This is a genomic window from Fructilactobacillus sanfranciscensis DSM 20451, assembly GCF_001436035.1.
In the GTDB taxonomy this organism is placed as follows: Bacteria; Bacillota; Bacilli; order Lactobacillales; family Lactobacillaceae; genus Fructilactobacillus; species Fructilactobacillus sanfranciscensis.
Genome location: NZ_AYYM01000008.1, coordinates 31,512 through 47,771, shown reverse-complemented (window position 1 = coordinate 47,771; position 16,260 = coordinate 31,512). Strand labels below are relative to the sequence as shown.

Below are 16,260 nucleotides of genomic sequence, written 5' to 3'. Positions count from 1 at the left end.
GCGAAAGCTAAGGTCTTTTTTATTTTGTAAATAATGATAGTTATGTTAAAATCAAACTGCCGCTTTAGCTCAATAGGTAGAGCACTTCCATGGTAAGGAAAAGATTCAGGGTTCAAATCCCCGAAGCGGCTTAAGTACTTATTTCTTTTGCAATAATGTTATTAAAAATCAAGGTGACTAATTAATAGTCACCTTTTTGGATGGAATAGGTATAAAAATTTTGAGATTATTGTTATGATATAATATGTAGTTTTAAATTTAATGTGAGAGGAGATTAATAAGAATGTGGAAGGAATTTAAGGCATTTATTTCTAAAGGTAATGTTGTTGATATGGCAGTTGGGGTAATTGTAGGAGCTGCATTTACTTCAATCGTTAGTTCGCTAGTCAAAAACATTATTAATCCTTTTATTGGGATTTTCCTAGGTAAAATTGATCTTTCTAATTTAGTGTTTAAAGTAGGACACGCTACTTTTAAATATGGAGTATTTCTGAATTCAGTAATTAACTTTTTGATTATTGCGTTTGTTGTATTCATTATTGTTAAGCTACTAAATAAGTCACACACAGTTTCTAAAAAGGAAACCAAAGAAGATCCTAAAGAAAAGTATCTCAAGGAAATCGTTACTTTATTAAAAGAAGACCAAAAATAAAAAGTTGAGAAATCATTTCTCAACTTTTTTTATTTTGATTAGATTATTTTCGATAGCGTTGTTTGAAATTAAAGGACTGATAGTTTGATTACTAATTAAGGTTAACGAATGCATAGCTCTTGTAACAATTGTATATAAAATTCCTAAGCTATGTTGATTAGGATAATTTTCTTTTGAAATATCCCAACCGATAATATCATCGAATTCCATTCCTTTTGCTAGATAAACAGGTAAGATAATCAATTTTTTATCAATCGTGCGAGCAGAGTCAGAAACAAGTAGTGGATCGAAATTCTTTCTTAATTTACGATATAATGTTTCTGCTTCTTGTCGATTTTTGGTAATAATCGCAACTGAATCTTGTAATTTTAGTTTATCTTTAATTACTTGTTGTAAACGATTGAAACTAGCCGTTTGGTTAGGCTCAACGTAAAGAACAGGTTTCTCACCATCCCGATTGAATGCCTCAATATGTTCACCATCAGGTAACAGAGAGCTAGCAAAAGTTGTAATTGGATATGTCGAACGGTAGGAACGGTTTAAATTAATTAAACGGGGATGTTTAACGGGAATAGCATCATTTAATTTTTTGAGTAATTGTGGAGCTGATTCGACGTCTTTAAAGATGGCTTGCTCACTATCACCAATCAAATTAAACTTAGCGTTTTTAAAAATTAATTTTAAATACATAATTTCAGCAATTGAATAATCTTGAACTTCGTCAATAAACAAATATTTAATATTATTATTTTTATTTTCACCAGTAAATTTATCTCGTAAATATAACATTGGAGCTGCATCAGCTAAGCGCATTTGATGAAATTCTAGTTGATGTTGAAATTGTGCTACGTCAGTTTGCCAATCACTGGAATTAATTCCAGTTGGTAAAACGACTTGATTGAGAAAATTAAGATATTGGGTAAATGGATCCCAAAAACTATTATTATAAATTGCATCATAAACAATTCGTAAGTGCTCTTTAGCAATTTTTTTAGCAATATAATCGTGTTCGGCATCAAAATCTTCAAAATCAGATGGTTTCGTATCGATTAAATAATTATGGTATTCTTCATCAGATAATGAATCCATCTTTTCAAGAACCCATTCATCATGAATGTCAGCCTGAACTCTCTTCTTTAATGCTTTAATTAATTTGTTTTTGGTTTGCAATAGTTTGTCTGCTAATTGTAGATTAGAGTTCAGACTCCCGTAGATTTTTTGAATTTCTTCTTTGGCAAAGAAAATCTCACCTTGAAAATAAATATCAGTGAAAACAATTTGTTTTTCAGTTAAATGATTTAAATAATCATCAATTTGATTAATAAAAGTTTGACTCCCTTTTAAATCATTAATTTGATTATTAGTTGTTTGTGATTCAAAGCGACTAAAGAGGGTTTGCACTTTAATTCCCTCTAAGCGTTGTGCAAAAAATTCGGCTAACGTTACTTGTCGCATATTTCGTTCTCCTAAACTAGGGAGCACGTCCCTAATATAGTTAGAGAATAATAAGTTGGGGGAGAACAAAATAATTTGGCTGGCATTTAATTCATCACGACTATGATAAAGTAAAAAAGCGATTCGTTGTAACAAAGCCGACGTTTTTCCAGAACCGGCAACCCCTTGTACTACTAATAAGTCACTTTTAGTGTCCCGAATAATATCATTTTGTTCTCTTTGAATAGTGGCAACGATATTACGAAGTTGCTCAGAACTTTTATCGCTTAACTCTTTTTGTAAAAGTTCATCACCAACGGTTTCGTTAGTATCAAACATGTTAATGATTTGTCCATCTTTAATTTGAAATTGACGTTTTTTTAACAAATCAGTGTTCTGTTTGCCGTTCGGTGTTTCATAACTAACCTTTCCTAAATTTCCATTGTAATAGATACTAGAAATGGGAGCACGCCAGTCGTGAATTAAGAATTCACCGGTTTTATCGTCCAAAAGAGAAGCCGTTCCGATGTATAATTGTTCTGTTTCATCGTACCCCTCGTCTTTAATATCAATTCTTCCAAAGTAAGGAGAGTGTTTTAATTCTTGGTATGTCCGAAGTTGGCGTTTAACGATATTTTCATCTTCTACAACTTTGTTAACCAAACTTCTTTGTTGTTGCAAATCAGCTTTGGTTTCAATTCGGTCATCTGCTTCTAAATAGTTAACTGAGGTGTTGATGCCATAGTTTTTTTGGACTTTTTGTGCTTCTGTTTTGGCGTCTTCCACATCTTGTTTAGTTTTGTTAATTTTTTGGTTTAATAAGTCTGAAATAAAGGTGACACGTTGCTGTTCTTGTTGTTCATCTTGATTGTTCAAAATAACTACTCCTCGTTTATAAGTCGGTGCTTATTTTAATTGTAAAAAAAGGGCCTGTCAATGAGTTTGAACTTTGACATTTGAACATAAAACACCTAAAATTAACATTAAAGTTGAGTAGTGGCGTCGCCTTAACAGAGAGATTACGGTTGCTGAAAGTAGTCAGACAAAACGAAATGGGTAAATGGTTAACAACCTTACAGTTATTAGTGGCATTTTTATAAATGCAAATTAGGTGGTACCACGTTTAGGCGTCCTATTGATTTTTATCAATGGACGTTTTTTTGATAGAAAGGAAAATTTAAAATGACAAAAAAACCAATTATCTTAACCGGAGATCGTCCTACTGGCAAATTACACATTGGACACTTTGTTGGTTCATTGAGAAATCGAGTTGAATTACAAAATACCGGAGATTATGAACCATTCATTATGATTGCTGACATGCAGGCCTTAACGGATAATGCACGGGATCCAGAAAAAATCAGAAACAGTCTTTTCCAAGTTGCCTTAGATTATCTTGCAGTAGGAATTGATCCAACTAAGTCAACGATTTTTGTACAATCACAAATTCCAGCTTTAAACGAATTAACGATGATTTATATGAATCTAGTTTCAGTTGCACGTTTGGAAAGAAACCCAACTGTTAAACACGAAATTCAACAAAAGAGTTTTAAGGAAAGTGTTCCAGCAGGTTTCTTAACTTATCCAGTTTCACAAGCAGCTGATATTACAGCATTCAAAGCTACGGTTGTACCAGTTGGTGATGATCAAGAACCAATGCTCGAACAAACCAGAGAAATTGTGCGAAGCTTTAATAGTGCATATCATACTGATATTTTGGTTGAACCAAAGGGTTACTTTCCACCAAAGGGTGAAGGCCGAATTCCTGGTTTAGATGGTAATGCAAAGATGAGTAAATCACTTAATAATTGTATCTACTTATCTGATGATGCAGAAACTATCAAGAAAAAAGTGATGTCTATGTATACTGATCCTAACCACATTCATGTTGAAGATCCTGGTCAAGTAGAAGGAAATACAGTTTTCACTTATCTTGATATCTTTGCGGATGATAAAGCAAAGGTTCAAGAATTGAAGGACCAATACACTCGTGGTGGCTTGGGAGATGTTAAAATTAAATTATACTTAAATGAAGTTCTACAAAATATCTTGACCCCAATTCGTGAACGTCGGGAAAAATTTGAACAAGATCCCGCTAAAGTTTATCAGATTCTAAAAGAAGGCAGTAAAAAGGCTAACCAAGTTGCAGAAAAAACTTTACAAGAAGTTCGTGATGCAATGGGAATTAATTACTTTAACTAGTTAGGCCCACTAGTAGAGGAGATTCGGATGGAAAATTTTGTCATCATTGATATCGGTTCGAACTCGGTACGCATGGCTGTGTATCAAATTAATGCAGATGGAACCTACCATGAAATAAAACGAATGAAAAACGATACCCGCCTTTCTGAAGGAATGGGAAACAAAAACATTTTACAATTTTCTGCGATGAAACGAACGATTGCGACCTTAAAACACTTCAAATCAGAGTATAGTAAGTTATCTAATGTGACAGTGAAAGCTATCGCAACTGCGGCCGTTCGTCAAGCACAAAATCAACAAGATTTTTTGCACAGCATTAAAGATGAAATTGGAATCACTGTTCAAGTCTTAACTGGTAACGAAGAAGCTTATTACGATTATGAAGGAGTGGTAAAGCGTCTGAGTGTTCGAGATTACGTCTTAATGGATATTGGTGGAGCAAGTGTTGAAATTGTGCACGTGCGGAACAAACAGGCCATAAATTACGTCAGTATTCCCACGGGAGCTGTGAAAATGACAGAACGGTTTAAATTACAAAATGAAATTACAGCCGCAAACTTATTTTCCGCCCAACAATTTATCATCGAAATGTATAGCAAGATTGGTTGGTTAAAGCATCCACTGCACTATCCGATTGTTTTAATTGGTGGAGCTGCTCGAACCTTAGCCCGAATTAATCGGCGTCATCAACACTTTAAATACGTTGATCGAATTCAAGACTATCAACTTACCAGAAAACAAATTAATCATACAATGAGTATTTTTTTGAATGATAATTTAAAACAAAGACAACAAATTAATGGCTTAGAAAGTGACCGCGCTGATGTGATTGTCGGTGGTCTAATTAATTTAACGTCAGTCATGGATTTTATTGATTCAAAACGGGTAATTTTTTCAGATGGTGGAGTCCGCGAAGGCGTTGTGAACGAATACGTTGAAAAGGAACTTTAGTTAAAAAGGAGTTAATCAAATGACAGATTTTAGTGGCTTTTTTCGGAAACCTTATCAAGAACGACTTAAATTAGTGGCTGAATCAGCTAACTTAAATGAAGATCAAATCAAGACGATTAACCAAAATTTTCAATCAGTTGGTAGTGAATTGATTGAAAATTATTTAACTGATTTCGGACTACCTGAAGGAATTGCAACGAATTTTCGGGTGAATGATAAAGACTATTTGATTCCCATGGTAACTGAAGAGCCATCGGTAATTGCAGCAGCTAGTAACGGAGCAAAGATGTTATTAGATGGTGGTGGAATTACTGCCACAGCAGCTAGCAGAGTGCTAACTGGAGAAATCATTTTAAAGACTGATAATGTGCTTGGAGTTCAAGATTGGTTTGAAAAAAATAAAGATAAATTGATTGAGATTGCTTTAAAAGCTCATCCAAGTATTACGCAATATGGTGGAATTCGCGATATTAAATACAATATGATTGATGAAGAACATGTTTCTTTTGAACTCTTTGTTGATGTGGGCGATGCAATGGGCGCAAATACCATGAACTCAATGTTAGAAGCCGCTGCAAAAAACATTGAAATTAGTCTAGGACAAGAAGTTTTAATGAGTATCTTATCTAACTATGGCGATTATAATATTGTAATTGCTAAGGGAAAGGTACCTTTTGATGCCTTGCAACGTGGCGATTTATCAGGGGAAGCAGTGGCTCGTAAAATTGAAGAAGCCGCGCATGTTGCTAATATTTATCCCAAACGTGCTGCTACTCACAATAAAGGCATCATGAATGGAATCGATGCTGTGGTGATTGCTACCGGAAATGATTGGCGGGCAGTGGAAGCAGCAACCCATTCTTATGCGGCTCGAAAAGGCTCTTATAAGGGTCTCTCAAAATGGCGTGTAACGGAAGATGGTTTAGAAGGAATGATCAAGTTACCAATTCCGACTGGGACCGTTGGTGGAGCAACTCACTTATTACCAATGAGTAAAATCAATTATCAAATTTTAGACATTGATAATGCTATCGAAATTATGGAAGTTTTAGCAGGGGTTGGATTAGCACAAAATTTAGCTGCTTTAAAGGCCTTAGTAACGGATGGTATTCAACGAGGACATATGCGCCTTCAACTTAAGTCATTAGCAATGACTGCTGGTGCTAAAGGTGACGAAATTAAAGAAGTTTCTGTGCGTTTGGCTGATTTGCCAGATACGGCGAAAAATCTAGAAAATGCAACTCGAATTTTAAAGGAACTAAAAGGAGAAAAATGATTTGGCAGAAGAATTAAAGTTAGGACCAAAAGCAAAAAGTTTATTAAATGCAGTCTCACGTTTTTTTGATGGAGACGTCCAAGTTCAATTTATTGGGAATTTAAAATCAGGTTATGTAAAACATGATCAAGCTCAAATCATGCAAGATGGAAAAAATTTGTTTGTCCAAATTAATGATGTAACTGAACCTGATTTTACTGCTACCCATGAATTGCTTCATTTGTTAATGACCCTTCGTGGATTTCCCCAAATTTATTTTCCTTTAACAACTGGGGATGATGCGCTAGACGAACAACTTCGGTTTATTGGAACAGAACTTTTTGATGTTGTGGCACACTTTGTGGTTTATTCAGAACAACGTAAACATGGCTTAATTAATTCAAAAATCGCTGAAGAATACATCAAAGGAGTACGGCAAACGATTACTCCTGAAACTAGCAAAATTGATTCAGAAATGATTATCCGAGTAGTAACACTTTTGGATGCCATGGTTTTCTTTGGCAATGAATTTGCTAAACATGATGCAGTTTTTGTACAAAATTTTCCGATTGCAACTAAAGCTGCTCAACGTCTTTATAAAATTATTACAGAAAAACCAACTGACAGTCCTTTTGCACTTCGTCGAAATGTAGTGAAATTGTTTAAAGCTTTTGATGGTCAAATGAAGGGATGGGAGTTACCAGAACTTCAATTAACTGATTTTGCTATGATAACTTCAGTATTTTCTCAACGGCAATTAGGTCTAAAGGTAAGCCAGGTCTTTAAGCTTTATCATTCTAAATTAAAAGATACAAAAACTTTGACACCTGCCTACATTGGTTTTGCATCTGTTGATGATCAAGATTCGTTCGTTATAAGTGGACCAATCAATGCTCAAAAAGCAGAAAAATTTATTCAAAATATTTATGCTAAAACGGTTAAAGAATTATTTGATGAATTAAAAATTCCATATTTAATTAGATAAACGAGGCCAGCTCATGAAAGTGACAGAAATTCAAAAAATGTTTGATGATGCCCATCACATTGTATTTTTAACGGGTGCCGGAGTTTCAACTCCTTCAGGAATTCCTGATTATCGCTCTAAAGGTGGTTTATATACGAATGATGAAACTAATAAACCAGCAGAGTATTATTTAAGTCATGATTGTTTAGTTAATGAACCAGAGACTTTTTATCATTATGTGATGAATAATATGTATTATCCCAATGCTAAACCGAACGTGATTCATGAAAAACAGGAAGAGTTAACGCGTGAAAACCGAGCAGCAATTGTCACCCAAAATGTGGATGGACTTTACCAAAAAGCGGGAGCCATACATCTATCTGAATTTCATGGCAATTTATATGACATTTACTGTCAAAAATGTGGCAAACATGTTGATTATGCTACTTATGCAAAATCAATGTATCATGAAAATTGTGGTGGAATTTTGCGTCCCAATATTGTTTTATATGGTGAAGGAATTAATGAAGAAACGGTCATGCAAAGTTTACAAGCAGTGCAAAAGGCTGATTTGATTGTGATTGTCGGAACCTCCATGCGAGTTTATCCTTTTGCTGGATTACTGGATTATCGTCAACCAAACGCTAAAGTTTTAGTAATTAATCAAGAAGAATTGAATTTACCGGTTCCGTTTATCATGCAAAAAATGGATGCGGTGGATTTCTTTAATGAGTTGCAGGTTTAAGTATGATTAAAATTGGATTAGCAACCTGGACTGACCATCCGTATTTGTCAGAACAACATAAACCCAAAATTACATTACCTGAATACACTGACTTCTTTCCAATTGTAGAAGTTGATAGTCCGTTTTATGCAATTCCAAAAGTTGAGTGGGTCCAAAAATGGGTTAGTGATGTTCCTGATGACTTCCAGTTCATCGTCAAGGCAAATTCTAAAATGACGAAAACTCCCATGCGAAATCAGCTGGAATTAAGTGACGAAGAGTTAGAAAAATTGTTTGTGAGATTTAAAGAAGCTTTTCAACAAATGATTGATACAGGGAAGTTAGCTTCTTTTTTGTTTCAGTTTCCCCCTTCATTTGCCTGTAATCAAACCAATATTCAATATTTACGCCAAATTCGGCAATGGATGGGGAAGTTACCACTTTCCATTGAATTTAGGAATTCATCATGGGCAGGTCCAGAAATTGGTAAAGATGCGGCTGATTTTTTGAGTAGTTTGAAGATGACTGAAGTAGTTGTTGACGAACCACACCAACTTTATAATGGAGTACCGTTTACCCCAGTTATTACTAATCGAAATTTTGTATATCTTCGATTACATGGACAAAACGAAGCAGCTTGGGCAAAAGGAACGAGAGAACGGTATCGCTACCGTTACTCAAAACTGGAATTAGAACGGATTGCCAAAGTCGCCGTTGAATTAAGCCAATCGGCTGATGAAGTAGCAATTATTTTTAACAATAATACTGGAAAAGCAGCCGCCAAAAATGCGATTCAGTTACAAGAAATATTACACTTAAAAGGCAACCAGCAGGCAGCCATGCAGTTGGATTTGTTTTAGGTGATTTTTCTTAGTTTGGCTTTAATAATGATGTAGTATAATAAAAATAATAAAACAACAAGGAGAATCGACATGGCAGAGCAAAAACCAACATTTTATGTTACGACTCCAATTTACTATCCATCAGGTAGACTACACATAGGGAACTCTTATACTACTGTAGCTGCTGATGCGGTTGCACGTTATCGTCGTGCTTCTGGTTATGATGTTTTTTATTTAACTGGAACTGATGAACACGGTTTGAAAATTGAACAAAAAGCCGAAAAATTAGGTGTTCAACCACAACAATATGTAGACAAAATGGCCAAGCAAATCAAAAATTTATGGTCCGAATTAGATGTTTCAAATGACGATTTCATTAGAACTACTGATGACCGTCATGTCAAAGCTGTCCAAAAAATCTTTCAGCAATTATTAGATCAAGGTGACATTTACTTAGGAACTTATGCTGGTTGGTATTCAGTTTCTGATGAAGAATATTTCACTGAATCACAATTAGCAGAAGTTTATCGCGATGACGAAGGAAACGTAACTGGGGGGATTGCACCAACTGGTAACGAAGTCCAATTAGTTAACGAAGAATGTTACTTCTTCAAGATGAGTAAGTACGCCGATTGGTTAATGGACTATTACAAGTCTCATCCAGATTTTATCCAACCAAACGCCCGGATGCATGAAATGATTAATAATTTCTTGAAACCTGGTTTAGAAGATTTAGCCGTTTCTCGAACTACTTTTTCATGGGGAGTGCCGGTTTCAGCTAATCCAAAACACGTGGTTTATGTGTGGATTGATGCTTTGACCAACTATATTACTGCTCTTGGTTATGATAGTAAGGATGACTCACTCTTTAAAAAGTTTTGGCCTGCTAATTTACAAATGATTGGAAAAGAAATTGTTCGTTTCCATTGTATTTATTGGCCAATCATTTTGCACGCCTTAGGATTGCCACTTCCAAAAGAAATTTATGGACATGGTTGGATTACTATGAAAGATGGTAAGATGTCTAAATCAAAGGGAAATGCAATTTATCCTGAAGATTTAATTGCGCGTTATGGCCTCGATGCTACCCGTTATTATTTATTAAAAGCGGTTCCGTTTGCAGGTGATGGGGTTTTCACTCCCGAAGATTTTGTGAACCGGGTCAACTTCGATTTAGCCAACGATTTAGGTAACTTGTTAAATCGTACCGTTGCGATGATTAACAAGTATGAAGGTGGAGTAACTCCTGATTATCATGATACTGATGATGAGGCGAGCCAAGAATTACAAAAAATGGCAGCTGATGCAACTGAAGAATATAAACATTTAATGGATACAGTTCATTTATCTGATGCGCTTTCAGCAGTTTGGAAATTAATTTCGCAAACCAACAAGTACATCGACCAAAGTGAACCATGGGTCTTAGCTAAGCAACAAGCTACTGATGAAGCTAGTGCTAAACAATTAGCCAACGTGATGGCGCACTTAGCTGCTAGTTTACGTTTGATTGCCATTTTAATTAGTCCAGCAATGCCAAATGCGGCCTTTGAAATTCTCAACCAACTTGGGTTAGATGCCGGTACGTTTGACATTAAAAATGCGAAACTTAATGATTTTGTTGGCGGACGGAAAGTTGTTGAAAATGGAGAACCAATTTTCCCACGGGTCGATGTTAAGGAAGAAGTAGAATACATTAAGGGTAAAATGACCGTTAACGAAAAAGCTAAGGGCCGAGCAGCTATGAAACAAGCTGAGGAAAAGCAAGCTACTCCTGGTGTGGCTACTTTGAAAAATCTTAAAGATGACATTGCCTTTTCTGACTTTGAAAAAGTTGAATTAAAAGTGGCTGAAATCAAAGCAGTTGGCAAAGTGGAAAAAGCTGATAAATTATTAAAATTCAAACTTGATGCTGGTGATGATGGAGAACGACAAATCGTTTCTGGAATCGCAAAATGGTATCCTGATTTTGAAAAATTAGTTGGTAAAAAAGTAATTATCGTAGCTAACTTGAAACCAATTAAGCTTCGTGGTGAATTAAGCCAAGGAATGATTCTTTCAAGTGAAAAAGCTAATGGTGACATTCAAGTTGTAACAGTTGACCCATCATTAGAAAACGGTAGCTCATTAGCATAATCAATTAGGCTTCACTAATTAAAATTGGTGAAGTTTTTTTGCTAATTAGGAGGTTTATCATGAAAATTTTTGACTCACATACTCATTTAAATGACGAGCATTTTGCGGGACAGGTGCAAGATTACTTTGATCATGCCCAAAAACTCGGAGTTGTTAAAATGGCAAACGTTGGGTCCAATGCAGCATTAAACCAACGGGCAATAGAATTAGCGCATGCATATGAAGATATGTATGCAATTGTGGGCTGGCATCCAGAAGACTCGCTTAACTATGATGAAGAGGCAGAACGAAAATTAGAAGCCCAACTTGCCGATCCAAAAGTGGTTGCCTTAGGTGAAATTGGAATGGACCTTTTTCAAAAGAGCTCCCCAAAGGATGTCCAAGAACGAGTTTTCCGACGACAAATTCAACTGGCTAAAAATTTACACATGCCCATTTCAGTGCATAATCGAGATGCCTTTGAAGATACTTATCGGATTTTAAAAGACGAACACATTGAAACGGTCGGTGGGATTATTCACAGTTTTAATGGTGACATTGAGTGGATGAAGAAATTCTTAGACTTAGGGATGAACCTTTCTTATAGTGGAGTTGTCAGTTTTAAAAAAACCAAGGAAGTTCATGAAGCAGCTAAGCAAACGCCGATGGATCGAATTTTGGTTGAAACAGATGCACCATATTTAGCTCCAGAACCATTACGGGGACATCAAAATGAGCCGGCTTATACTTTATATACTTTAGAAGCGGTTGCGCGTTATAAGGATTTAAATCCAGATGAAGTAGCAAAAGCAACCTATGCAAATACAATGAGAATTTTTGGATTGGATAAATAAATGAAACGAATTAAAGAAGTAATTGTAGTTGAAGGAAAAGATGATACGAAACGAATTCAACGAGCCGTTGATGCTGATACCATTGAAACTCGCGGATCAGCCATTGATGATGAAACCTTAGATTTAATTGATCGGTTAGCACAAACTCGAGGAGTTATTGTGTTCACTGATCCTGATTTCTCCGGAGAAAAGATTAGACGGATTATTTCAGAAGAAATCCCGGAAGCTAAACACGCGTTTTTGAAAAAGAAAGATGCTGTTCCCGATAATCCTCGTGGTTCATTGGGAGTAGAGCATGCTTCACCAGAAGCAATTAGGGAAGCTTTGAGCTTGGTTTATACTGAAAGTCATGATAATCCAGAAGTAATTAGCCAACAAGAATTAATGGACTCTAATTTAATGGGAAGCCATGATGCAAAAGAACGGCGTTTAGAATTGGGTGAAATTTTACATCTAGGCTATGTTAATGCCAAACAATTACAACGTCGTTTACGTATGTTTGGGATTACAAAAGCTGAATTTGAAGCTGCTTTAAAGCAAATAGATTAGGAGAAAATTAATGAGTGAAACTCCAGAAATTGGAAGTAGAACCAGAACGCTAGCAATCTTAAATGAATATCATTTAAGTGCCAAAAAAAGTTTAGGCCAAAACTTCTTAGATGATTTAAATGTCCTTCATGGGATTGTAGAAGCAGCAGAAATTACTGATGCAGACGATGTGATTGAAATTGGTCCTGGAATTGGGGCTTTAACTGAACAAATTGCTAAACGTGCTCATCAAGTAGTGGCATTTGAAATTGATGATAATTTATTACCGGTTTTAGATGAAACGTTATTTCAATACAATAATGTGACTATTTTGCATGAAGACTTTTTAAATGCTAATTTACCGGAAGTAATTGCTGATAATTTTGACGGTCAACATGCGTTGAAAATTGTGGCAAACTTACCTTATTACATTACAAAGCCAATCTTAATGAGCATTTTAAAGGGTAATGTTCCATATACTAACTTGGTATTTATGATGCAACGTGAAGTTGCTGATCGACTTTGTGCTAAACCAGATACACATGACTATGGCTCTTTGAGCGTGATTAACCAATATCTTGATGATGTTGAAATTGCGATTGAGGTCTCGCATACATCTTTTATTCCGGCTCCAAAAGTTGATTCTGCAGTAGTTAAATTGGTTCCTAAAAAGAGTCGCAAGTTTGTGGCTTATGATCAAAAAGCATTTTTTGGATTTGTCCATGGTTGCTTTATGCATCGTCGCAAAACGTTATGGAATAATTTGCAAGGAGTTTTCGGAAAAAAACCAGAAGTTAAAGAACAAGTTGAATTGATTTTAGAACAGTTAAACATTAAGAAAACAGTTCGTCCTCAAGAGCTAGAAGTTGATCAATTTGTTAAAATGGCAAATGCTTTTCATGAACAAGGATTATTGTGATATAATGAAGGCTTTACAAATTTAATTAAAAAGTGTATAATTCACCTCTGAGGTGATTTGAATGAATTTACCAGATATTAAAAGTTGGATTAAAGGTCATCTTGGAAGTGACATCAAGGTTACTGAACAAGCAGGACGAAAAAGAACGAACGAGTATGAAGGCGTTCTTTCTGAAGTTTTTCCTGCCATATTTATCGTCGATTTGGAATCAAATGAACAACCTGCCCAAGCCTCTTTTACATATTCAAAAATATTAACTGAAGACATTGAGGTTACGTTCATTAATAAAGATTAACGTTAAAAAAAGAGACTGATGGGTCTTTTTTTTTGCAAAAATTTTCGTTTAGCCAATCTAAAGGAGTAACAAATGAACGATTTGATTTTAGAAGCTCATGATTTATGGGAAGACTTTTCCGAAAAGCAAGTGCTCAATAATTTGAGTTTTAAATTAAAGCGCGGAACGTTTTTAAGTATTGTCGGAGAAAACGGGGTTGGAAAAACTACCCTAATTAAAATTATTTTAGGCCAACTAAAACCAACCAAGGGAACGATTGAATTTTTTCCAAACCGAAAAGCTGTGAAGATTGGCTATGTTCCACAATTTAGAAACATTGGAGACGAATATCCACTTTCAGTGAAAAACTTTGTTAGTTTAAACTTCAACGGTTATAAATTACCTTGGTTAAGTCGTCATGAAAAAGCTCGTCTTAAACAAATTTTACAACAAACAAATTTAACTAAAATTGAAAATGAACCACTGGGACAAACATCTGGGGGAGAAAAACAGCGTGCATATTTAGCGCAAGCGTTAATTAATCAGCCAGATTTATTGATATTAGATGAATCAACGGCTAGTCTTGATCCAATTGCTAAAGAAAATTTATTAGAATTGGTCAAAAATTTAAACCAAAAAACGGGGGTAACGGTGATTTCCGTAACTCATGATATCCCTCTTACTAAGCAATTTTCCGACGAATTTTTACTATTAAAAGCAGATGGTTATGAAACTGGTCCGATTAATGATTTAAATGTTTATGATTATCAAGGAGGACAATAATATGTTTAGTCTTGAGTTTATGCAACATGCCTATCTTGCTAGTACGATTATTGCGATTGTTTGTGGATTTATTGGCGTGTTTGTGGTTTCTCGGAATATGCCTTTTTTAACGCATACTTTGTCAGAAATTGGGTTTGCTGGGGCTGCATTTGGAATGTTCGTTGGTTTAAGTCCTTTAGACGGAATGCTTATTTTTACGATGATTAGTTCGGTACTAGTTGGTAAAATGGGATCTAGAGCATCACGACGCGAGGATTCAATTAGTGCTATTTCTGGATTATTTATCGGGTTAGGAGTCTTGTTTTTAGCTTTATCAAATAAGAGTGCTAGTTATGCAACTAATATTTTGTTTGGGAGTGTCGTCGGAATTAACGCGACTGACGTTTATCAAATGATTGGACTCTCCATCATTGTATTGGTAGTTTTATTAGTGATTTATCGTAATTTAAAATTTGATTCTTTTGATCCCATTGGTGCTAAAGCCCAACATGTTAACAGTAGCTTAATGTCAATTGTCTTTTTACTTTTGTTAGCTTTAAGTGTTTCAGTGGTAGCTCAAATTGTTGGATCATTATTAATCTTCATTTTATTAACTTTACCTGCTGCAAGTGCCAAATATTTTGCTCATTCAGTTAGTAAAATGATTGCTTGCTCAATAGCATTTGGGTTAATTGGAGTTTGGGTGGGACTATATCTTGGCTATGTGACGAATTGGCCAGTTAGTTTCTTTATTGCTACGATTGAATGTTTAATTTATTTCAGTGCCTTAGCATTTAACTATTATCAGAAAAAAGCTTAACATTAGCCTTTAAAAACACTAAATTAAAGAATTTAGTGTTTTTTTGTTAAATTTAAATTAAATTTACGCAGAAACCGAACGTTTGTGGTAGAATTCATGTTGTATGTAAATAGATTAACGAGGTGTAATAATGAAAATTAAACGTAGTGAACGATTAGTAGATATGACAGATTATATGTTAAACCGGCCCCATACTTTAATTCCTTTGACATTTTTTGCCAAACGGTATGGTTCAGCTAAATCTTCAATTAGTGAGGATTTAACGATTCTTAAACGCACTTTCCAAGAAAGAGGAATTGGTTTAGTAGAAACGGTTCCTGGAGCTGCTGGTGGAGCAAAATATATTCCTTATATTCTTAAAGAAGACGCCAACAAGTTCATGGACGAAGTCATTGAAATTTTAAATAACAGTCAAAGACAACTTCCTGGTGGTTACGTTTATATGTCTGATATTTTAGGTGATCCATCTAAATTACGTTTCTTAGGTCGGATTATTGCAACACAATATCTAAACCAACAAGTCGATGCAGTGCTTACAGTTGCTACCCGTGGAGTTCCAATTGCTCAAGCTGCTTCTCAATATTTAAACGTTCCGCTTGTCATTGCTCGTCATGATAGTAATATTACTGAAGGTTCAACTGTGAATGTTAACTACATGTCTGGTTCAAGTAAAAAAATTAAACGAATGACAATTTCAAAACGAAGCCTTGATGAAGGTTCAAACGTTTTAATTGTGGATGATTTTATTCATGGCGGTGGTACCATTAATGGACTTTCATCATTAATTAAAGAATTTGATTGTAATTTAGTTGGTAGCACTTTCTTTGCTGAAGGAGTTAGTGATAAAAATAAAGATTTTGGTGATTATACTTCATTAGTTAAAATGGAACATACTGACGATGATGACATGATTATCACTAAAGGAAATTATGACGAAAAAATCTTTGGGAGTACTAAGTAGGAGGAT

16 protein-coding genes and 1 tRNA gene are annotated in these 16,260 nt (G+C 35.1%); 16 read left to right on the top strand and 1 reads right to left on the bottom strand.

Features of this window, described 5'->3' with window-relative positions; all coding sequences use genetic code 11:
- Window positions 1-58: 58 nt before the first annotated feature.
- Window positions 59-131 (top strand) — tRNA-Thr (locus tag FD36_RS03550).
- A gap of 152 nt (window positions 132-283) precedes the next feature.
- The gene (gene mscL, locus FD36_RS03545; protein WP_056958024.1) at window positions 284-652 is read left to right on the top strand and encodes a large-conductance mechanosensitive channel protein MscL; all 369 of its coding nucleotides are present in this window, start codon (window positions 284-286) and stop codon (window positions 650-652) included.
- A 12-nt stretch (window positions 653-664) separates the two neighbouring features.
- Here the strand turns inward: mscL and helD are convergent, their stop codons facing one another.
- On the bottom strand, window positions 665-2,962 hold the full coding sequence (gene helD / locus FD36_RS03540; RefSeq protein ID WP_056958022.1) for an RNA polymerase recycling motor HelD: 2,298 nt from the start codon (window positions 2,960-2,962) through the stop codon (window positions 665-667).
- A 306-nt stretch (window positions 2,963-3,268) separates the two neighbouring features.
- Here helD and trpS point away from each other — a divergent pair, with 306 nt between their 5' ends.
- From trpS to purR, 14 genes are all read left to right on the top strand, one after another.
- On the top strand, window positions 3,269-4,288 hold the full coding sequence (gene trpS, locus FD36_RS03535; protein ID WP_014081697.1) for a tryptophan--tRNA ligase: 1,020 nt from the start codon (window positions 3,269-3,271) through the stop codon (window positions 4,286-4,288).
- A gap of 27 nt (window positions 4,289-4,315) precedes the next feature.
- Window positions 4,316-5,239: a Ppx/GppA phosphatase family protein gene (locus FD36_RS03530; protein ID WP_056958020.1), complete on the top strand. Its 924-nt coding sequence runs from the start codon at window positions 4,316-4,318 to the stop codon at window positions 5,237-5,239.
- A gap of 19 nt (window positions 5,240-5,258) precedes the next feature.
- The gene (locus tag FD36_RS03525; RefSeq protein WP_014081699.1) at window positions 5,259-6,515 is read left to right on the top strand and encodes a hydroxymethylglutaryl-CoA reductase, degradative; all 1,257 of its coding nucleotides are present in this window, start codon (window positions 5,259-5,261) and stop codon (window positions 6,513-6,515) included.
- 1 nt (window position 6,516) lies between these two features.
- Window positions 6,517-7,479: a hypothetical protein gene (locus FD36_RS03520; RefSeq protein ID WP_014081700.1), complete on the top strand. Its 963-nt coding sequence runs from the start codon at window positions 6,517-6,519 to the stop codon at window positions 7,477-7,479.
- Between the two features lie 13 nt (window positions 7,480-7,492).
- Complete coding sequence (locus tag FD36_RS03515) at window positions 7,493-8,203, top strand: NAD-dependent protein deacylase (RefSeq protein WP_056958018.1); 711 nt, start codon at window positions 7,493-7,495, stop codon at window positions 8,201-8,203.
- 2 nt (window positions 8,204-8,205) lie between these two features.
- Window positions 8,206-9,042 (top strand): DUF72 domain-containing protein, encoded by an 837-nt coding sequence (locus tag FD36_RS03510; protein ID WP_056958016.1) that lies wholly within the window; start codon window positions 8,206-8,208, stop codon window positions 9,040-9,042.
- Window positions 9,043-9,114: 72 nt separating this feature from the next.
- A complete protein-coding gene (gene metG / locus FD36_RS03505; protein ID WP_056958015.1) occupies window positions 9,115-11,157 on the top strand; it encodes a methionine--tRNA ligase in 2,043 nt (680 codons plus the stop codon).
- 59 nt (window positions 11,158-11,216) lie between these two features.
- A complete protein-coding gene (locus FD36_RS03500; RefSeq protein ID WP_056958013.1) occupies window positions 11,217-11,990 on the top strand; it encodes a TatD family hydrolase in 774 nt (257 codons plus the stop codon).
- Window positions 11,991-12,539 (top strand): ribonuclease M5, encoded by a 549-nt coding sequence (rnmV, locus tag FD36_RS03495; protein WP_056958011.1) that lies wholly within the window; start codon window positions 11,991-11,993, stop codon window positions 12,537-12,539.
- Window positions 12,540-12,549: 10 nt separating this feature from the next.
- The gene (rsmA, locus tag FD36_RS03490; protein WP_014081706.1) at window positions 12,550-13,437 is read left to right on the top strand and encodes a 16S rRNA (adenine(1518)-N(6)/adenine(1519)-N(6))-dimethyltransferase RsmA; all 888 of its coding nucleotides are present in this window, start codon (window positions 12,550-12,552) and stop codon (window positions 13,435-13,437) included.
- Between the two features lie 61 nt (window positions 13,438-13,498).
- Window positions 13,499-13,732: a Veg family protein gene (locus FD36_RS03485; protein ID WP_056958009.1), complete on the top strand. Its 234-nt coding sequence runs from the start codon at window positions 13,499-13,501 to the stop codon at window positions 13,730-13,732.
- Window positions 13,733-13,804: 72 nt separating this feature from the next.
- A complete protein-coding gene (locus FD36_RS03480; protein WP_056958008.1) occupies window positions 13,805-14,494 on the top strand; it encodes a metal ABC transporter ATP-binding protein in 690 nt (229 codons plus the stop codon).
- 1 nt (window position 14,495) lies between these two features.
- The gene (locus tag FD36_RS03475) at window positions 14,496-15,293 is read left to right on the top strand and encodes a metal ABC transporter permease (RefSeq protein ID WP_056958006.1); all 798 of its coding nucleotides are present in this window, start codon (window positions 14,496-14,498) and stop codon (window positions 15,291-15,293) included.
- A 130-nt stretch (window positions 15,294-15,423) separates the two neighbouring features.
- Window positions 15,424-16,254 (top strand): pur operon repressor, encoded by an 831-nt coding sequence (gene purR / locus FD36_RS03470; protein WP_014081710.1) that lies wholly within the window; start codon window positions 15,424-15,426, stop codon window positions 16,252-16,254.
- Window positions 16,255-16,260: the final 6 nt, after the last annotated feature.